Raw genomic sequence first — 19,090 nt, forward strand, 5'->3', positions numbered from 1 at the left:
CTTGTTACACATTATCAAAATCCTTTATATAAAGGAGTTTGCTATGGATCCTGGTGCCGAAGCCCCGCCGGGCGATGCGCCCGGACCCTGGGGGAGGACGGTCCTCGTCACGTTCGACGAGGGCATCGCCTGGGTCGCACTCAACCGCCCCCACAAGCGCAACGCGATGAACCCCGAACTGAACGACGAGATGGTTCGAACCCTGGACGCCCTGGAGGGCGACGAGCGCTGCCGCGTGCTCGTCCTCACCGGGGCCGGCGACGCCTGGACGGCGGGCATGGATCTCCAGGAGTACTTCCGCGACGTCGACGCGGCCGACGACCCGGCACTACAGAATCGGGTCCGCCGCGCCGCCGCGGACTGGCAGTGGCGACGGCTGGCCGCCTACCACAAGCCCACGATCGCCATGGTCAACGGCTGGTGCTTCGGCGGAGCCTTCACGCCGCTGATCGCCTGCGACCTGGCCATCGCCGACGAGGAGGCCCGCTTCGGCCTGTCCGAGATCAACTGGGGGATCCCGCCCGGAGGGGTCGTCAGCCGGGCGCTGGCCTCCGTCGTGCCCCAGCGCGACGCCCTCTACCACATCATGACGGGCGAGACCTTCGACGGCCGCGCCGCAGCCCGGATGCGCCTGGTCAACGAGGCAGTTCCCGCCGACTCCCTGCGCGCACGCACCCGGGAACTCGCCCTGCGCCTCGCCGGCATGAACCCCGTTGTGTTGCGGGCCGCCAAGACCGGCTACAAGGTCGCCGCCGCGATGCCCTGGGACCAGGCCGAGGACTACCTCTACGCCAAGCTCGAGCAGTCGCAGTTCCGGGATCCGGAGCAGGGGCGCAGCCGCGGCATGAAGCAGTTCCTCGACGATAAGAGCTTCCGCCCCGGCCTCGGCCACTACACGCGCGGCTGAGCAGGCGCGCGCACGGCCCGGCAGGAGGCGCGGCACCGGGCATCCCTCCACCGCTCAGGGGCACCCCCGGAACGGAGAACACCGTGGCCAGCCCTTCCCGACCCCCCACCACCGCCGCCCACCGCGAGGCCCGCAAGGTCGCCGTCGCCAGCTTCATCGGTACCAGCATCGAGTGGTACGACTTCTTCCTCTACGGGGCCGCGGCGGCGCTCGTCTTCGGTCCCCAGTTCTTCCCCTCCGAAAGCACGGTCGCCAGCCAGTTGGCCGCCCTGTCCACGTTCGCCGTCGGATTCGCCGCCCGCCCGCTCGGCGGCATCGTCGCCGGCCACCTGGGCGACCGCATCGGGCGCAAGCACATGCTGGTGGTGTCGCTGCTCGTCATGGGCGGGGCGACGGTCCTGGTGGGGCTGCTGCCGCCCTATGCCCAGATCGGCGTCGCCGCGCCGATCCTGCTCGTGCTCCTGCGGCTGGCCCAAGGGCTCGGCGTGGGCGCGGAGTGGGGCGGGGCCGCCCTCATGGCCGTCGAGCACGCGCCCCAGGGGCGCCGCGGGCTGTACGGCGCAGCCCCACAGCTCGGCGTGCCCGCCGGAGCGATCGCGGCGAACCTTGTCATGCTGGCCGCCTCCACCACCACGGCCGAGGCGTTCGCCGCGTGGGGATGGCGGCTCGGCTTCGTCGCCAGCATCGTCCTCATCGGCGTCGGCTACGTGATCCGCCGCCGTATCAGCGAGAGCCCGCTGTTCGAGGAGAACCGGCGCACACCCGGCGCCCTGCGCCCCGCCCCGCTCGTCGAGGTCCTGCGCAGCCACCCGCTCAACGTCCTGCGCGCCGCGTTCGCCACGGCCGCGTGCACCGGGCTCGGCTACATCGTCCTCACCTACACCCTGTCCTACGGCACAACGGAGCTGTCGTACTCCCGGAACACCCTCCTGGTGATCGTCACGCTCGCCAGCGCCGTGCAGCTCGGAGCCATCCTGGGCTGGTCGGCGCTGACCGACGTGCTGGGACGGCGCCGCGTGTTCATCGGCGGCGGCCTCGCCCAGATCGCGATCGGCCTGCTGTTCTTCCCGATGTTCGACCGCGGCTCGTTCGGCTGGGCACTCCTGGCGTGCGGCTTCGCGGTCATCATCGTCTCCGCCCAGTACGGTCCGCTGCCCGCGCTGCTGGCGGAGCTGTTCCCCACCCGTGTGCGCTACAGCGGCATCTCCGTCGGCTACCAGATCGGCAACGTGATCGGCGGCGGACTCGCACCCATCGCCGCCACCGCGCTCTTCGCCACCTCAGGCGGATCGAGCGCCGTGGGGATCTACCTCGCCGGGATGGCCCTGCTGGCCACGCTGGCGATCATCCTCACCCCGGAAACCTCCGCACGCGACCTGCGGACCATCTGACATCGGGTCGAAGGGACCGCCATGCGCAACCACGGCGTCGGATCATGGCCCGGCCGCAGGAGCCGCGCTGCCGGCACGCTCACCGCCCTCGTGCACGCGGGACGCGCCGCCACCTACCGCGAACTCGACCAGCGCTCCCAACGGCTGGCCCACGCCTTGGAGGTGCGCGGGGTGGCACGCGGCGACCGCGTCGCCTACCTGGGCCCGAACCAGCCCGAATTCCTTGAGGCCATGTTCGCCACCGCGCTGCTGGGCGCGGTGTTCACCCCATTCAACACCCGCCTAGCGCCGGCCGAGCTGGCGGCCCTCGCGCGCGACAGCTCGCCCGCTGTCCTCGTCGCCGACGCCCGCCGCGCCGCCGACGCCACCGCCCTGCGCGACGCCGGCCTGGTGGGCGGGCTCCTCATCGCCGGTGGTGGTGACGCCGACGACGACCTGGACCGTGCGGTCGCCGCCGCCCGGCCCGAGCCGATCGACCGGCCCGTCGAGCACGCCGACCCCTTCCTCCTGCTCTACACCTCCGGCTCCACCGGCCGCCCCAAGGGCGTGGTGCTCACCCACGGCAACGTCACCTGGAACTGCCTGAACACGCTGGTCGACACCGACCTGACCGGCACCGACACCGCACTGGTCAGCGCGCCGATGTTCCACACAGCGGCGCTGAACATGCTGTGCCTGCCCACCCTGCTCAAGGGCGGGCGGCTGATCCTGGAGGAGGGCTTCGACCCCGAGCGCACCCTGGACCTCGTGGAGCACGACGGCGTGACCGTGATGTTCGGCGTCCCCACGATGTACGACCGGATCGCCCACTCGCCGCGCTGGGAGTCGGCGGACCTCTCCGGCCTGCGGCTGCTGCTGTGCGGCGGTGCCCCTGTTCCTCCGGCGCTCATCGAGCGCTACACCGGTCGCGGGCTCGCGTTCGTGCAGGGATACGGCATGACCGAGTCCGCCCCGGGAGCCCTGCTGCTGCCCGCGGCCGACTGCCGGCGCAAGGCCGGCAGCGCCGGAGTGGCGGCGTTCTTCACCGATGTGCGCATCGCGGGTTCCGGTCCCGGCCCGGCCGAGGTCCTGGTGGAGGGCCCCAACGTCACCCCGGGCTACTGGAACCGGCCTGAGGAGACAGCGGCGGCGTTGCGCGAGGGCTGGCTGCACACCGGCGACGCCGCCGAGGTCGACGACGAGGGCTACTTCCGCATCGTGGACCGGTTGAAGGACATGTACGTCACCGGCGGTGAGAACGTCTACCCGTCCGAAGTCGAGGCCGCCCTGTCCGACCACCCCGCCGTGCGCGAGTGCGCAGTGGTCGGAGTGCCGGACCCGGCCTGGGGGGAGGCCGGCGCGGCCCTGGTCGCGCCCGTTGCCGGTCGGCGGCCCGGCACCGACGAACTGTACGCGTTCTTGGCACAGAGGCTGGCCCGGTACAAACTCCCTGCGACCATCACGTTCGCCGACGAGCTTCCGCGCAATGGGGTCGGCAAGATCGACAAGCCGGCGCTTCGCAGCCGCCTCGCCCCCGCGGACAAGGGCCGGGCACCGGACGGATCGACGGGAGCGTAGGGCTCTCCCTTCCTCGCCGAACGCTCGGCTGTCTGGGGACTTCGAGGAGATCCCGCTCCGTACGGGCGGCGACCGCCTCAGGTAGTGCGTGCCGGTCATCCGGGGGGCCGGATGGAGAACCCCGCCTGCGCGAGGAGCCGGCGCAGGTACTGCGTTGCATCCTCCTGGGTGATCGGCTCGGGGTCGAGCAGGAGCCGATGGATGATCGCCCCTTCCATCATGTCGATGAGGATGTCGACATCGGCCGCCGGTTCGAGCTGCTCGTCGAGTTGCGCCTGGAGCATGATCGCCCGGGCTCGCTCGCGGCGCGGCAGGACATGGTGGGTCCGGTAGGCCTTGAGCAGGGTCGGGTGGCTGGTGCCGGCGGCGAGGAGGCGGGCCGACAAGGCGCGGAAGCGCGGATCGGCGATCGCCTTGCCCCACTGCGGCAGGAGCTGCTCGATCACCTCCGTCAACGGGACCCCCGGCGCAAGGCGGGGGGCGACATTGGGCAGCTCAGCACGGACCGACTCGATGGCCTGGGCGAGCAGGTCCTCCTTCGTGCGCCAGCGGCGGTAGACGGTCACCTTGGTGACCCCGGCGCGTTTGGCGACGTGCTCGATGCTGGTCTGGTCGACACCCCGTTCGATGAGCGATTCGACGGCGGCCCGCAGGATCGCCGTGTCGGCCTCCGGATCACGCGGACGGCCGGGGCTGCGCCGCGCCGGAGTCCCATCGGCGGTCATACCGGCGCCTGCCGACGGCCCAGCGCTCCGGTCAGCCAGCGTGTCAGGTCGGCGACCGCGGCAGGGCCCTGCCAGCCGAGGTGGCCATCGGGTCGCACGAGCATCACGATGCCCTCACCTGCGGGTTTCTGTGGACGCAGCACGGTGACATGCTCGCCAAGATACCCGCGCGCCGCTGCGATGAGTTCGCCGGGATCGGCCGCGGTGGGCGGTACGAGGAGCGCCCAAGCGCGGCCGAGTTCGGCGTGGAGCCGGGTCGGTGTCCCGTCGGCGCGCCGGCAGTCGAGGTCCTGGACGCGATCGCCGGCGTGTGGCCCGTGGCCTCTGCGGGCTTCGCCCAGCGGCCCCTTGCGGTAGGTGACCCAGAGCTGGGAGGCGGTCCTGGTCGCGCTGCGCTGAACGGCGGGCAGGTTGAGCAGCGGGACGAACAGGTGATCGCGCACCATGCGTGTCACGGCCCGCTCTCCCACCAGGATCTTGGTGTTGGCGGTGGTGTTGGCGAGCACTTCGGTGGCCAGCGGCCGCCGTTCGGCGGTGTAGGTGTCGAGCAGTCCGGTGTCGGCGCGGCCCGCGGCGACCAGGGCCAGCTTCCAACCGAGGTTCTCTGCGTCGCCGATGCCGGTGTTCATCCCCTGCCCGCCGATCGGACTGTGGATGTGGGCGGCGTCTCCGGCCAGGAGGACGCGTCCGCGCCGGTAGTCCGCCGCCAACCGGCGGTGGATGCGAAAGACCGAGGTCCACTGCGCGTCACGGATCTCCACGCCGCCATCGCCGGAGCGGACGGGGATGATCTGCTCGAACCGATCGATGATCTGTTGCTCGTTCAGGCGCTCGTCGGCGGACAGTGCGGGGACGTCGGCCATCAGGCGCCACAGGTCCCCGTCCTCGCGTTCCTCCTCGCCGGTGCCCCGCATCGGGATCGCGAGAAGGATCCCGTCGCGGTGGAACCACCCGGCCGACGTCGAGCGGTCCCGGTCCCAGCTCGCGTGTACGTCCGCGAGCAGGAACTGCTCGACCACGGGCACGCCGGGGAATTCGATGCCGGTGAGGCCGCGCACGGTACTGTGAGCGCCGTCGCAGCCCACCGCCCAGGCCGCGCGCAGCGGCGTCCCGGATGCGAACCGGGCGGTGAGGCCGTCGTCGTCCTGTTCGAGGTCCGTCAGCCGGGTACCCCATTCGACCTCGGTCCCCAGTTCGTGCAGCCGGCGCCGCAGTTCGCTCTCCACGCTCGCTTGGGAGACGAACAACGCCTGCACCGACTCGCCGTCGACGGGTGCGAAGCGCATCGTGGTGAGCGGGCGGCCCTGTACGTGCATCTCCATCCCCAGGGGGGCGAGGGCCTGCTCGGGCAGGCTGCCCAGCGCTCCCAGCCGGTCGAGTACCTCGACCCCGCGCGCGTGGAGGATGTTCGCGCGGGAGGTGACGGCGGGCCTTGGGGCGCCGTCGACCACGCGGACCGGGACGTTGTGTGCGGCGAGGGAGCAGGCCAGTGTCAGCCCTGTCGGCCCTGCCCCGATGATCAGCACTTCGGTCGACTGCATCATCGCTCCTTTGTATACGTGAACGTATCCGTATACTAACGTGCGCCGCTGGAGTGGTGGAGCGGTGGGGGGCGGCCGCTCCCCACGGCGATCCGGGGAACGGGTCTCTAGGTGGACTCCCGCCGGATCAGGGCGACGTCCACGGGAATGTGGCCCTGCGTGTACGGACGCCCCAGTGCCTCATCCAGCGCGCGCTGGGCCAGGGCCCTTCCCAGTGCACCGGTGTCGACCCGGACGCTGGTGAGGGAGGGGAGGAACACCGAGGCCAGCGGGCTGTCATCGTGCCCGATCACGGCGAGTTCCTTGGGCACGCGGATTCCCGACCGCAGGGCGGCGCCGACGACGGTGGCCGCGGTGTCGTCGTTGTAGGCGAGTACCCCCGTGATCCCCTCTGCGTGCCATCCCGGGACCAAGGCGCCGGCGTTCTCCCCGTCGATGACGTGGAGGCCGCGCCATTCCAGGCCCAGCTCCGCACAGGCGCCGTGTGCAGCGTCCGCGCGCTGGTGGACGAGGGGCGTCAGGCGGGGGTCGCCGGAGGCCGCGAAGAGCATCCGCCGGTGCCCTTGCTCGTGCAGGTGCCGGACCTGGAGCGCGGGCCCCGAAGTGAGTGCAGGGGCGTTCTGGAACCCCGAGCCCGGCTCCTCCGCCGAGGGGATGATCCGGGTGACGCCGCTGGCGTGCAGCGAGTCGAGATCCTCGGGGGAGAAGGACGTGAAGCCGACGACGACGTCGGGGTGCAGCGACTCCCACAGGGGGCGTGACCGGCCACTGGGATGGGGGGTGTAGGTCACCATGCTGTATCCGGCCTCGTCCAGGAGGAGGGACGCCTCCTCCAGGTAGCGGCGCATGCTGTAGTCGACCGGCCAGTCGGGGGTGACGAAGAGGATGATGCGGCTGTGCCCGCTGGCGAGTGCCTGGGCGGCCCGGTGCGGGCGGTAGCCCATCCGGCGCGCGGCCGCCAGGACGCGGTCGCGGGTGCCGGCCGAGATGGTCTGGCCCGGAGTGTCGTTCAGCACGAAGCCGACGGTCGCCCTGGAAACCCCCACCTCCCTGGCGATGTCCGCGGCCGTCACCCTCTGCCGTGCACCACGCCCTGCCATCGGTTCGGGATCTCCTTTGTAGCGGACAGAATCGCGGCTTGCGCGCTCTAGCAAACGAAGGCTACCAGTACCACGGGCCTCCGATCCGGTAGTGGCGCCACCGCGTGGCGCGCATCTCGACTTGCGCGCGCTAGTTACGTGTGTTTACGATCACGACACAAAACTAGCGCGCGTTAGCTCGTAGGGCGGCGCGCTGATGCACGTACCGGAGCAGCCGCCATGACCTTGGACCCCAGCGACACCCGCTCCTCGCAGCCTCCAACCGGCGGTGCCTCGCCATCCCCGCCGACGGTCCCCGCCATTCCCGAGGGGGCGGCCGTCGAGGATCCGCCCCCGGTCGGTCCCCGCTACATATGGCTGATGGTGCTCGCCCAGTTCGGTGTGTTCGTCGCCTTCATCACCCCGATCGCGATCAGCCTGGCCATCCGGGTCGAGCAGCTCGCACCCGGCAACGAGGAGTACCTCGGCTACATCACCGGGGCCGGCGCCTCCGTGGTCATGGTCTTCGGCCCCCTGCTGGGCGTCCTCAGCGACCGCACCCGCACCCGCTTCGGGAGACGCCGCCCCTTCATGGTCGCCGGCCTGCTGCTCGGAGTCGTGTCCCTCATCGTCATGGCCCAGGCCCCCACCGTCCCCCTGCTGGGCCTCGGGTGGATCCTCGCCCAGCTCGGCTGGGGGCAGGTCCTGGGCAACCTCCAGTTCTCCACCGCCGACCGGCTCCCGGAGTCCCAGCGCGGCAAGGTCGCCGGGCTCATCGGGTTCGCCACCCAGGTCGCCCCCGTTCTGGGCGTGGCCGTAGCCGGCGGGCTTTCGCGGAACAACCTGCTGCTCTTCCTGGTCCCGGGTGTCGTCGGGGTCGTCCTGGTGCTGCTCTTCGTGCTCTTGGTCCACGAGGACGACAGCCGCGCCCGGACCTTCGCCGAGCCACTCACGCCGCGCACCCTGCTGGGCAAGTACCTCTTCGACCCGCGCCGCTACCCCGACTACTCGCTCGCCTGGCTGGGAAGGTTCCTCTTCTACTTCGGGCTGACACTCAACACCACGTTCACGGCGTTCTTCTTCGCCTCGCGCCTGGGGATCGGTGTCCAGGAGGTCTCCGGGATCATCGCAGTGCTCGCGCTGGCCGGCGTCGTCGCCACCACTGTCGGTGCCCTCGGGGGCGGCTTCCTCTCCGACCGGCTGCGCCGGCGCAGGGTCTTCGTGTCCGCCTCGGGCGCCCTGTTCGCCGCGGGAGCGGTCACCATGGCCTTTGCCGCGGACCTGCCCTTGCTCATCGCCGGGTCCCTCCTGAGCTCCGTGGGCATCGGCGGCTTCGCAGCGGTCGACCAGGCCCTGCTGCTGGACGTGCTCCCCGAACGCGAGACCGACGCCGGGCGCTTCATGGCCATCATCGGGTTCGCCACCTCCATCCCCCAGGCCTTCGCGCCCTTGATCGCCCCGCTGATCCTCGCCATCGGAACCGGTCCGGGCGAGGACAAGAACTACCTGCTGCTGTACACCGTCGCCGGATTGTGCACCTTCCTGGGCGGCCTCGTCGCCCTGCGCATCCGCTCGGTGCGCTGAGCCGCCGCCCCATGAGAACCGACCACCGAGGAAGTCCCTGAACATGAGCATCACCGTGTCCCCGGTCCGCTTCGAGCACCACCGTGAGGCGCTCGGCATCGGAGAACCCGCCCCGCGACTGAGCTGGATCATCACCGACGCCTCGCCCGGGTGGCGCCAAGCACGCTACGAACTCCAGGAACGCGACGGCGGTACCGTCGCGGTGGACGGCGGCGAGAGCGTGCTCGTCGCCTGGCCCTTCACACCACTGGCGTCGGGCGCGCGGCGCGAGGTACGGGTCCGGGTCACCGGCGAGGACGGGACCGCGTCGCCGTGGAGTCCCTGGGCGGCCGTTGAGGCCGGCCTGCTGGCCCCTGGCGACTGGACCGCGCGCATGGTCGGCCCCGACGCCACGGCAGAGATCGAGGGCGCGCCCCTGCTGCGCGGCTCCTTCGAGCTGCGCGACGCCCCCATCGAGCGTGCCCGGGCCTACGCCTCCGGCCACGGGGTCTTCGAACTGGAGCTCAACGGCGCCCGGATCGGCCGCGATGAACTCGCACCCGGGTGGACCGCCTACGAGTCGCGCCTGCGCTACATGACCTACGACGTCACCGACGCTCTGCGCCCCGGCGCCAACGCCGTGGGCGCCTGGCTCGGTGACGGCTGGTGGCGCGGCCACCTCGGATGGGACGGCCGCAGCGCGCTGTACGGCACCGAGCTGGGGGTGCTGGTCCAGATCGAGGTCCACTACACCGACGGAGAGCGCCAGACGATCTGCTCCGGCCCGGGATGGAGCGCCGGATCAGGCCCGATCCGCGCCTCCGACCTCTACGACGGCGAGGAGTTCGACGCCCGCCTCCACGACGCGGCGTGGTCCATGCCCGGCTTCGACGACACCGGCTGGGCACCGGTCGCCGAGCGCCCCTTCGACCCCGCCGTCCTGGCCGCGCCCGACGGCCCCCCGGTGCGCTGTGTCGAAACACTGCCGGTCGCGGAGGTCCTCACCTCCCCGTCGGGCCGGACCATCCTCGACTTCGGCCAGAACCTCGTCGGGCGCCTGCGCATCACCGTCCGCGGAGCGGCCGGCGACACGGTCGTCCTGCGCCACGCCGAAGTACTCGAACACGGCGAACTCGCCGTCGGGCCCCTGCGCGCGGCAAAGGCCACCGACACCTACACCCTGCGCGGGGGCGGCGAGGAGGAATGGGCGCCCCGGTTCACCTTCCACGGCTTCCGCTACGCCGAGGTCTCCGGGTGGCCGGGGAATCTCGATCCCTCCCGCGTCGTCGCCGAGGTGCTGCACACCGATATGGAGCGCACCGGCCGGTTCTCCACCTCGGACCCGCGCGTGGAGCGCCTGCATGCCAACGTGGTGTGGGGCATGCGCGGCAACTTCGTGGACGTGCCCACCGACTGCCCGCAGCGCGACGAACGGCTCGGCTGGACCGGCGACCTCCAAGTGTTCGCGCCCACCGCCGCCTACCTCTACGACGCCTCGGGCATGCTCGTCTCGTGGCTGCGGGACCTGGCGGCCGAACAGCGCCGCTACAACGGCACCCCCATGCTCGTGCCCGCCGTGACGGTCGGCTACAACGGGCCCATGGCCGGGTGGGCCGACGCCGCCGCGGTCGTCCCGTGGACCCTCTACCAGGCCTACGGGGACGCCCGCATCCTGGAGCGCCAGTTCGACAGCATGGCCGCCTGGGTGGACGAGGCCGCCGCTGCGGCGGGAGAGACCAGGATCTGGTCCGCCGGCTTCCAGTACGGGGACTGGCTCGACCCCACCGCCCCCGCCGGCCGGCCCGAGGCGGCACAGACCTACCCCGAGATCGTGGCCACCGCCTACCTGGCCCGCTCCGCCGCGATCGTCGCCGAGGCCGCCACCGTCCTCGGCCGTGCAGCGGACGCCGCACGGTACGCGGCGCTGGCCGACGAGGTCCGCGCCGCCTTCCACCGCGAGTACGTCTCCCGCTCCGGGCGCCTGCTGTCGGACTCCGCGACCGCCTACGCCCTCGCCCTGCGGTTCGACCTCGTCGAAGACGACACCGAGCGCCGCCGCGCCGCCGACCGGCTCGCCGAGATCGTCAAGGGCAACGGCTACAAGATGTCCACCGGGTTCATCGGCACCCCGATCATCTGCGACGCCCTCTCCGGCAACGGCCACGCCGATACCGCCTACCGCCTCCTCCTCCAGACCGAGAGCCCCTCCTGGCTCTATGCCGTGGAACACGGGGCCACCACGATCTGGGAGCGCTGGGACTCGCTGCTGCCCGACGGCACGGTCAACCCCAGCGGGATGACCTCGTTCAACCACTACGCCTTCGGCTCCGTCGCCGACTGGATGCACCGCGTCGTCGCCGGGCTCGCCCCCGCCGAGCCCGGCTACCGGCGCATCCGCGTCGCGCCCCTTCCCCCGCGCCGCGGCCTGACCGAGGCATCGGCCTCCCTGACCACGCCCTACGGCCCGGCCGCCACCGAGTGGACCCTGACGGCAGGGCTCCTGCGCGTGACGGTGACCGTGCCCGTCGGCGCCACCGCCGAGGTGGTGCTGCCCTCCGGGCAGGAGCGGACCGTGGAGCACGGCACCTACACCTTCGAGGAACCCTTCGAGATCGACAGCGCGGAACCCCGTGTCTTCACCGTCGACTCCACCCTGGGCGAGATCGTCGACGACACCGAGGCGATGCGAGTCCTGACCGGCGTCATCACCAAGTACATTCCCGAAGCCGCCGGGCACCTGTCGGCCGGCATGCGCGGCCAGGAGGCCGTCACCCCCCGCCAGATCGCCGGTATGCTCCCCCGCACCGACGGGGTCCTCGGCGACCTCGAACGCGGCTTCGCGGCGGTCTCGGCCGGCGAGGAGATCCCGCTCGACGCCATCACCGCCCCCGAAACCACGCAGGGGGGCGACGACGGACTGGCGCATCGGGCCGCGCTCCTGAGCGGCCGCGACTTCTGGTCCACCCGGGAGGGCGAAGGCATCCGCTCCATCGTCCTGGCCGACGGCCCCCACGGCGTGCGGCGCCAAGATGGTACGGTCGACAACCTCGGATTCCACCAGAGCCGCCCCTCGACGTGCTTCCCCACCGGCGCGGCCATGGGATCGACCTGGAACCCGGCGCTCATCCGCGAGATCGGGGAGGCCCTGGGCCGCGAGGCCCGCGCGCTGGACGTCGACGTACTCCTGGGCCCGGCGATCAACATCAAGCGTTCCCCCCTCGGCGGGCGCACCTTCGAATACCTCTCCGAAGACCCCCACCTCACCGGTGCGCTCGCGACCGAATACGTCCACGGGGTGCAGTCGACCGGAGTGGGGACATCGGTCAAGCACTTCGCGGTCAACAGCCAGGAAACCGACCGGATGCGGATCGACGCCCGGGTCGACGCGCGCGCCCTGCGCGAGATCTACCTCCCGGCGTTCGAACGGGTCGTCACCGAGGCGCGGCCCACCACGGTCATGAGCGCCTACAACGCGATCAACGGCGCGTTCTCTTCGGAGAACCGGTGGCTGCTCACCGAACTCCTGCGCGGCGAATGGGGGTTCGACGGCCTCGTCGTCTCCGACTGGGGCGCGATCAAGGACCGGGTCGCGGCCCTGCACGCCGGTCTGGACCTGGAGATGCCCGGAACGGGGGACGACGGCGCCCGCGAGATCACCGCCGCTGTGGGCGACGGACGGCTCGACCGATCCCTCGTCGAGCAGAGCCTTGCCCGGCTCGCGCACCTCGCAGAGCGCACCGCCCCCCGAGACCCGGCCCCCGCCGCCTTCGACGCCGACGCCCACCACGCCCTGGCCCGCCGGGCGGCCGCGGAGGCGGTCGTCCTGCTGCGCAACGAGGGCGCCGCGCTGCCGCTGCGGCAGGGCGAGCAGGTCGCCGTCATCGGCGAGTTCGCCGTGGCGCCGCAGTTCCAGGGCGGCGGTAGCTCCCACGTCAACCCGACCCGCCTGGACATCCCGCTCACCCTGCTGCGCGCGGAGCTCGGGAACGACCGCGTGAGCTACGCCGCAGGCTACTCCAGCGCCCCCGGGACCGACGCGGACCGGCTCGTGGCCGAGGCGGTCGAGGCCGCCCGCGCCGCCGATGTCGCGGTCGTCTTCGCGGGGGTGCACGAGGCCGACCAGTCGGAGGGCTTCGACAGGACCGACATCGACCTTCCGGCTCCCCACGTCGCGCTCATCCGGGCGGTGGCGGCGGTGGCCCGGCGGACCGTGGTCGTGCTCATGAACGGCGGCGTGGTGTCGCTGGAGCCCTGGCACGACGAGGCCGACGCCATCGTCGAAGGCTGGGCGCTGGGCCAGGCCGTGGGCGGGGCGCTGGCCGATGTGCTCACCGGAGCGGTCAGCCCCTCCGGGCGCCTCGCGGAGTCGGTCCCGCTGCGGCTGGCGGACACGCCCTCCTATCTCACCTTCCCGGGGGAGAACGAGGTCGTCCGCTACGGCGAGGGCGTCTTCGTCGGCTACCGCCACTACACCACGGTCGGCCGGGCCGTCCGCTACCCCTTCGGCCACGGGCTCGCCTACACCTCCTTCGCCTACGAGTCACTCGAAGCGCGGGCCACCGGTGCCGACACCGCGACCGTGACCGCCACCGTGCGCAACACAGGCGAACGGGCCGGGGCCGAGGTCGTCCAGATCTACATCGCCCCCGCGCCCTCCCGGGTCCGGCGTCCCGTCCGCGAACTGGCCGGCTTCGCCAAGGTGCACCTGGAGCCGGGGGCGACGGCCACGGTCGAGATCCCCTTGGGGCGGCGGGCCTTCGCCCACTGGGACACCACCGGCGACCGCTGGTGGGTGGAGCCGGGGACCTACACCGTCGAGCTGGGCCGTTCGTCCGAAGACATCGTCGACACCCGCGCGGTCGATCTCGGCGGCGACGAAGAGGCGCCCGCGCCACTGGCCCCGGATTCGACCGTCAAGGACTGGTTCGGGCACCCCGTCGTGGGCCCTGCCCTCATGGAGGCGATGCTGGCCGGAGCCACCGATGAACAGCTCGCGGCGGCCGAGAACAACGCCGACATGCTCAAGATGGTCGAGTCCATGCCCATGGACCAGTTCGCCCGCTTCCCGGGCGTCGACATCCCTGACGCGACGCTCCAGCGGCTCATCGACATGAGCATCGAGGCCGCCCGCCCCGCCGGAGCCGACCGGTGAGACGCGGCCACCGTGCGGCGTTCATCGCCGCCCTGACCGACGGACTCGACGTTCGCGACGGCACAGTGGCCGGAGAGCACGCGGACGTGCCCGTCCGCCGCTACCGGGCGGCCGACGGACGGGCCGGGGAGCGCCTCGTGTGGGTCCATGGCGGCGCGTTCTCGCACGGGGGCCTCGACCAGCTCGAATCCCATGCGGTATCTGCCGCGCTCGCCCGCCGCGGCATCGAGGTCGTGGCCGTTGACTACCGGCGTGTTCCCGCGTGGAGCCGGTTCCGCGACGCGCCCGCGGGGCCTCTGCCCGGGGTGCGCTTCCCGGTTCCCCTCGACGATGTCATGACCGTCCTGCGCGAGCATCCGCACGCCTGGCTCGGCGGGGCCAGTGCCGGCGCCTGTCTCAGCGCGGCCGCCGCCGCACGGCTGGCCGCAGGCGGCGAACACGGGCCCCGCGGGCTGGTGCTGGCCTACGGGACCTTCCACGCCCACCTGCCGCCGGTACCCCCGCACATCCGCCGCCGTGTGCGCGGGAGGCACCGGTTCACGCAGTTCCGCCCGGAGACCGTCCGGCGCATGAACCACAACTACGCCGGATCCAGGCAGGCCATGGACGACCCCTTCGCGTTCCCCGGCGGGCACGCGCCGCGAGGGCTGCCGCGCACCCTCATGGTCGACGCCGACCACGACACCCTACGAGCCTCAGGCGAGGCATTCGCCGCGGAACTGGCCGCGGCCGGGGTCCCCGTCGAGCACCATGTCGTCCCCGGATCGGCCCACGGATTCCTCGATCGCCCGCACACCCCCCACTTCACCTCGGCGACGGCCCTTATCGCCGACCGCCTCACCCGCCATCAGAAAGGACGGTGACCCATGGCCGCTCCCGACGGACGCCGCCGCATCCTGCTCACCGGGGCCACCGGCAACTGGGGCAGAGCCACCCTGCGCGCCTTCCGGGACCACCCGCGGACGCAGGTGGTCGCCTTCGCCCTGCCCACCGACGCCGACCGGGCTGCACTGGCGGAGTTCTCCGGGATGGAGAACCTGGAGACCGTGTGGGGCGATCTCACCCGGTATGCCGATGTCGAACGGGCCCTTGACGGCGTGGACGTCGTCCTGCACGTCGGTGCCGTCGTCTCCCCTCTGGCCGACCAGCATCCGGAACTGGCGTACCGCGTCAACATCGGCGGCATGCGCAACATCGTCCGCGCCGTCAAAGCGGCCCCTGACCCTGGTGCGATCGCGGTCGTCGGCGTCGGCTCGGTGGCCGAGACCGGCGACCGCAACCCGCCCCACCACTGGGGACGCGTGGGCGATCCCGTCCGCGTGTCGCGGTTCGACGCCTACGGCCAGACCAAGGTGGTCGCCGAACGGCTCCTGGTCGACTCGGGGCTGCCCCGATGGGCCTGGCTGCGCCAGACCGGCATCTTCCACCCCGGGATGCTGGAAATCCGCGACCCGATCATGACCCACTCCCCGTTCGCCGGCGTGATGGAATGGGCCTCCGTCGAGGACTCCGCACGCCTCCTCGTCAGGGTGAGCGACAGCGACGTACCCGAGGAGTTCTGGGGCGGCATCTACAACATCGGCGGCGGCGAGGCCTGGCGCCTGACCAACTGGCAGCTCCAGCTCGCGATCGGCGCGGCCATGGGGGTTGCGGACATCCGCCGCTGGTACGACCGCAACTGGTTCGCCACCCGCAACTTCCACGGCCAGTGGTACACCGACAGCGACCGCCTCCACGAACTCGTCCCCTTCCGGCAGGACACCTTCGACGACGCCCTGGACCGGGCCATCGCCGCCGCCCCGCCCTCCGTGCGCTCCGCCGGCCGGGTCCCGCCCTGGATCGTCAAACACCTCGTAATGAAACCGCTCGCTCGCAAGCAGCGGGGGACGATGCACGCGATCCGCACCGGCGACAGCGCGGCGATCACCGCCCACTTCGGGTCCCGCGAGGACTGGGAGCGGATCGGCGGCTGGTCGACCTTCACCCCGCCGGAGCCCAGCCGCACCCCGACACTGCTCGACCACGGTTACGACGAGTCGCTGCCGCCGAAGCAGTGGGGGAGCGCCGTCTATCGGGAGGCCGCCGCCTTCCGCGGGGGCGTACTGCTCTCCGACGACGCGCGAACCGGGGACACGGCAACGCCATTGGCGTGGCGGTGCGCGGAAGAACACGTCTTCGCCGCCAGCCCCCGCCTCATCCTCAGCGCAGGCCACTGGTGCCCCGAATGCGTGCGCGACAGTGCCGGCTACGCGGAACAGGCGCAGCGCAACCCCTTCCTCGCGCAACTGGAGTCGACGGAGGGGACGATGGCCCACGCAACGCTGTCGCCAGCGGACTGATCCGTCCTTGGGCTCATAGAGATCCTCTGGCACCGCCGCACCCGTGCCTGTTCCGTGGCGGCGCCGGTGACACCACGTCATGCGTCCACGTTGACGAATGTCATGGCGAGGTCGTGACACGGTCGACTACCGTCCGGGCGCGGCGGCCGATGGAATCGATGACATGACGACCGCCCCCCATCCCGACGGTCCGCAGCACGGGCCCTCCGGTGCCGCCGGCGCGCCGGTGCTGTCCACGCCGGTCACCGAGCGCGTCCTCGCCCCCGATCTCGCGCGCGGCATGATGCTGCTGCTGATCGCGCTGGCTCATGTGCCGTGGTTCATCTACGACGCCCCTGCCGGCCTGGCCCCGCTGCACCCCGCCGACGGCAACCTCGCCGACAGGATCGCCCAGGCCGCGACCCTGATCTTCGTGGACGCCCGGACGTACACGATGTTCGGGTTCCTGTTCGCCTACGGGGTCGTGCAGATGCACACCCGGCAGATAGCGCGCGGCACGAGCCCGGAGGAGGCCGGCCGGCTCCTGCGCACGCGCCACCTGTGGATGATCCTCTTCGGCGCGGTGCATGCCCTGCTCTTGTGGCACGGCGACATCATCGGGACCTACGGCCTGATCGGCCTCATCATGGTCCCGCTGTTCCTGAACCGCAGCGACCGCACCCTCAAAATCTGGGTGTTCATCCTGCTGGGCGCGGGAGCCCTGATCACCATCGGCCCCGCGCTCGCGGCGGGCGCAGAGGCCGCGGCCTCAGCGGCCGACTTCCAGCGGATGAGCATCGCCGAGACGGGCTACCTGGCCTCGGCCGCGATCCGCCTGCCCACCTGGGTCCTCGGCCTGTTCTCCGGGGTGGCGGGCCTGGCCCTGCCGACGGCGTTTCTGATCGGCATGCTCGCGGCCCGCCACCGGCTCCTCGACGACCCCTCCCGCCACCTCCCCCTGCTGCGCAGGATCGCCCTCGTGGGCATCCCCATCGGGTGGATCGCCGGAGCCGTCCAGGCCCTCCAGCACATCGGCGTCCTCGACCTCCCCTACAACGCGGCCATCTCCGCCGTGCACCTCTACACGGGGATCTTCACCGGGGTGGGATACGCCGCGCTCTTCGGGCTCATCGCCCACGGGATCGCCACCCGGGGGGCGCAGCGGGCGCTGCCGGTCCGGGCGCTGGCGGCGCTGGGCCGCCGGTCCCTCAGCGGCTATGTGGCCCAGTCGCTGGTGTGGGGGCCGGTCCTGGCGGCGTGGGGGCTGGGGCTGGGCGCGTACCTGTCCAGCTGGTCGGCGGTGCTGGTGGCAGTGGCCGCCTGGATGGCGACCGTGGCCGGGGCACTGCTGCTCGACCGGGCCGGCAGACGCGGACCGGCCGAGACCCTGCTGCGCAACCTCACCTACCGGAGGATGACCCGCCGGTAGGTCAGGTCTCAGCCGAGGTCGATGAGGGGTTCACCCGCCAGTGCGCGGCGCCCGCCGCCGCACCGCCGGCCCGCCCTCACCCGCCGGGTGATTCCCACGCGCCGGTCAGGGGGTTCCACATCCCCGTGGCCGTCCCGTCGAGGAGCGGGTCGATGAACGGGCCGACGACCGCGTGGGCCTCGCGCAGGGTCGTCGCCGGCAGGGCGAGTGCGCGGCGGGCTTCGGCGGCGAAGCCGCGTTCCCACAGTTCACGGTCGGGCACGGCGAACCGGGGCGGGAGGGGCAGGTTCCGGCGCCCGGCCTCGGAGACCGGCGCCGCGCGGTCGGCCTCGAAGCGGAACCAGTCGCCGAGGTCGTGTGCGGCCGCGTCCCGGAGGTCGCGTTCGGCCTGGTCGCGCCCGGCGGAGCGGTAGATATCGATGTCGATGGTGCGGCGCACCGCGAGTTCCCGGGCCAGGAGTGCGGTGGCGCCTTTGACGATCCACCCGCTGTCGAGGCGGTACAGGCGTGCCAGCAGCCGGTCATAGGCGAACTGGCGCTGGAGTTCGGCCAGCGGCCAGGGGCCGTGGGGCTGGGCCGCCGAGCGCAGGCGGTCGGTGAGCGCGCGGCGGAACGCCGCTGGGGTTGCGTAGGGGGAAGTCACGGCGGGAGCGTGTTGCCTCTCGGATCGGTTGCCTCATCGAGCCATCGCTGCTGTTCGGGAGCGCCGGTGAGGTCGAGCAGCCAGCGCAGCAGGGCATGGCCATCGCCACGGCGCAGGCCGAAGCGGGTGGCGTGGGGGGACAGGGCGCGGGTGACGGTGGCCGGATGGTCGTGGCCCGCCCGGAGCGCGTCGGCGACGACGTGGGCGACGGCGCCAGGGTCTTCGCGATCGGCGAGGAGGTCGGCGGCGGTGCGGGCGGGGCGGGTGACCGGCAGGCCGTGCAGGGCGGTCCGGTCCGCTTCGGCCAGGTGGCCGCGGTGCAGGCGGACGTCGGGGCGGCGGGTCTGGCGGCGTGCGGGCAGGGTGAACTCGTGGACATCAGCGGGCAGGTGGCCCAGCCCGTGGAGGGCGGCCGCGGAACGGTGGGAGACCACGCCGGTGTCGGGTGTGCGTTCCCAGACGGGGGTGCCGGGCGCGAGCTGGAGCCAGGCGGCACGCAGATCGAGGTGGTCGGCGGGGGGAGCGCCGCGCAGGCGGTAGACCCCGTGGGCGACGCGTTCGACGGTGGCCTCATCGGCGGCCAGGCGCGAGAGGGTGCTCCAGGCCATCCCCGCGGCCTCGGCCTGGCGACGGGTGAACAGCCCCCACTGCTCCTCCGCCAGATCGGCGAGGGAGGTGAGAGCCGTTGACCGGAGCATAACTGCATTGTATAGCGATGACGCGATGAAACGCAGCTCTCCTTTACATCAGATGCTGCAAAGTGTCCGTATGCGCTATACAACGCA

At 72.0% G+C, this 19,090-nt stretch carries 13 protein-coding genes; 8 read left to right on the forward strand and 5 right to left on the reverse strand.

Features of this window, described 5'->3' with window-relative positions; all coding sequences use genetic code 11:
* The first annotated feature begins 43 nt into the window (after window positions 1-43).
* The 3 genes from ACFOVU_RS12555 to ACFOVU_RS12565 all read left to right on the forward strand — a co-directional run bounded on the left by ACFOVU_RS12555 (window position 44) and on the right by ACFOVU_RS12565 (window position 3,855).
* The gene (locus ACFOVU_RS12555) at window positions 44-907 is read left to right on the forward strand and encodes a p-hydroxycinnamoyl CoA hydratase/lyase (protein WP_378533100.1); all 864 of its coding nucleotides are present in this window, start codon (window positions 44-46) and stop codon (window positions 905-907) included.
* Between the two features lie 83 nt (window positions 908-990).
* Window positions 991-2,298, forward strand: coding sequence for an MFS transporter (locus tag ACFOVU_RS12560; protein WP_378533102.1), 1,308 nt, complete (start codon window positions 991-993; stop codon window positions 2,296-2,298).
* 21 nt (window positions 2,299-2,319) lie between these two features.
* Window positions 2,320-3,855, forward strand: a complete 1,536-nt coding sequence (locus ACFOVU_RS12565) for an acyl-CoA synthetase (RefSeq protein WP_378533104.1) — start codon at window positions 2,320-2,322, stop codon at window positions 3,853-3,855.
* Between the two features lie 95 nt (window positions 3,856-3,950).
* Here ACFOVU_RS12565 and ACFOVU_RS12570 read toward each other — a convergent pair whose 3' ends face one another.
* From ACFOVU_RS12570 to ACFOVU_RS12580, 3 genes are all read right to left on the reverse strand, one after another.
* Window positions 3,951-4,580 carry a TetR/AcrR family transcriptional regulator gene (locus ACFOVU_RS12570; RefSeq protein ID WP_378533106.1) on the reverse strand — a complete coding sequence of 210 codons (630 nt, stop codon included), beginning with the start codon at window positions 4,578-4,580 and terminating at the stop codon, window positions 3,951-3,953.
* Window positions 4,577-6,121 (reverse strand): FAD-dependent monooxygenase, encoded by a 1,545-nt coding sequence (locus tag ACFOVU_RS12575; RefSeq protein WP_378533108.1) that lies wholly within the window; start codon window positions 6,119-6,121, stop codon window positions 4,577-4,579. Before ACFOVU_RS12575 ends, ACFOVU_RS12570 begins: the two co-directional genes overlap by 4 nt.
* A 107-nt stretch (window positions 6,122-6,228) precedes the next feature.
* Window positions 6,229-7,221, reverse strand: a complete 993-nt coding sequence (locus ACFOVU_RS12580) for a LacI family DNA-binding transcriptional regulator (RefSeq protein WP_378533110.1) — start codon at window positions 7,219-7,221, stop codon at window positions 6,229-6,231.
* Between the two features lie 219 nt (window positions 7,222-7,440).
* Here ACFOVU_RS12580 and ACFOVU_RS12585 point away from each other — a divergent pair, with 219 nt between their 5' ends.
* The 5 genes from ACFOVU_RS12585 to ACFOVU_RS12605 all read left to right on the forward strand — a co-directional run bounded on the left by ACFOVU_RS12585 (window position 7,441) and on the right by ACFOVU_RS12605 (window position 17,662).
* Entirely contained in the window at window positions 7,441-8,784 is a 1,344-nt protein-coding gene (locus ACFOVU_RS12585) for an MFS transporter (RefSeq protein ID WP_378533112.1), read from the forward strand.
* Window positions 8,785-8,827: 43 nt separating this feature from the next.
* Complete coding sequence (locus ACFOVU_RS12590) at window positions 8,828-13,915, forward strand: family 78 glycoside hydrolase catalytic domain (RefSeq protein WP_378533114.1); 5,088 nt, start codon at window positions 8,828-8,830, stop codon at window positions 13,913-13,915.
* Window positions 13,912-14,778, forward strand: a complete 867-nt coding sequence (locus ACFOVU_RS12595; protein WP_378533116.1) for an alpha/beta hydrolase — start codon at window positions 13,912-13,914, stop codon at window positions 14,776-14,778. Before ACFOVU_RS12590 ends, ACFOVU_RS12595 begins: the two co-directional genes overlap by 4 nt.
* A 3-nt stretch (window positions 14,779-14,781) precedes the next feature.
* Window positions 14,782-16,254 (forward strand): NAD-dependent epimerase/dehydratase family protein, encoded by a 1,473-nt coding sequence (locus ACFOVU_RS12600; RefSeq protein ID WP_378533118.1) that lies wholly within the window; start codon window positions 14,782-14,784, stop codon window positions 16,252-16,254.
* Between the two features lie 163 nt (window positions 16,255-16,417).
* Window positions 16,418-17,662, forward strand: a complete 1,245-nt coding sequence (locus tag ACFOVU_RS12605) for a DUF418 domain-containing protein (protein WP_378533120.1) — start codon at window positions 16,418-16,420, stop codon at window positions 17,660-17,662.
* Window positions 17,663-17,738: 76 nt separating this feature from the next.
* Here the strand turns inward: ACFOVU_RS12605 and ACFOVU_RS12610 are convergent, their stop codons facing one another.
* Window positions 17,739-18,305: a hypothetical protein gene (locus tag ACFOVU_RS12610; protein WP_378533122.1), complete on the reverse strand. Its 567-nt coding sequence runs from the start codon at window positions 18,303-18,305 to the stop codon at window positions 17,739-17,741.
* Entirely contained in the window at window positions 18,302-19,003 is a 702-nt protein-coding gene (locus ACFOVU_RS12615; protein WP_378533124.1) for a type IV toxin-antitoxin system AbiEi family antitoxin domain-containing protein, read from the reverse strand. The genes ACFOVU_RS12610 and ACFOVU_RS12615 overlap by 4 nt, the downstream gene beginning before the upstream one ends.
* Window positions 19,004-19,090: the final 87 nt, after the last annotated feature.

Origin of the sequence: Nocardiopsis sediminis (assembly GCF_042650565.1) — a bacterium.
Lineage (GTDB): Bacteria > Actinomycetota > Actinomycetes > Streptosporangiales > Streptosporangiaceae > Nocardiopsis_B > Nocardiopsis_B sediminis.

Bases quoted from the DNA above. Each gene is read 5' to 3' on its own strand.
- ACFOVU_RS12555 (WP_378533100.1), top strand. From the start codon at position 44: ATGGATCCTGGTGCCGAAGCCCCGCCGGGCGATGCGCCCGGACCCTGG.
- ACFOVU_RS12565 (WP_378533104.1), top strand. From the start codon at position 2,320: ATGCGCAACCACGGCGTCGGATCATGGCCCGGCCGCAGGAGCCGCGCT.
- ACFOVU_RS12570 (WP_378533106.1), bottom strand. From the start codon at position 4,580: ATGACCGCCGATGGGACTCCGGCGCGGCGCAGCCCCGGCCGTCCGCGT.
- ACFOVU_RS12575 (WP_378533108.1), bottom strand. From the start codon at position 6,121: ATGCAGTCGACCGAAGTGCTGATCATCGGGGCAGGGCCGACAGGGCTG.
- ACFOVU_RS12580 (WP_378533110.1), bottom strand. From the start codon at position 7,221: ATGGCAGGGCGTGGTGCACGGCAGAGGGTGACGGCCGCGGACATCGCC.
- ACFOVU_RS12585 (WP_378533112.1), top strand. From the start codon at position 7,441: ATGACCTTGGACCCCAGCGACACCCGCTCCTCGCAGCCTCCAACCGGC.
- ACFOVU_RS12590 (WP_378533114.1), top strand. From the start codon at position 8,828: ATGAGCATCACCGTGTCCCCGGTCCGCTTCGAGCACCACCGTGAGGCG.
- ACFOVU_RS12600 (WP_378533118.1), top strand. From the start codon at position 14,782: ATGGCCGCTCCCGACGGACGCCGCCGCATCCTGCTCACCGGGGCCACC.
- ACFOVU_RS12605 (WP_378533120.1), top strand. From the start codon at position 16,418: ATGACGACCGCCCCCCATCCCGACGGTCCGCAGCACGGGCCCTCCGGT.
- ACFOVU_RS12615 (WP_378533124.1), bottom strand. From the start codon at position 19,003: ATGCTCCGGTCAACGGCTCTCACCTCCCTCGCCGATCTGGCGGAGGAG.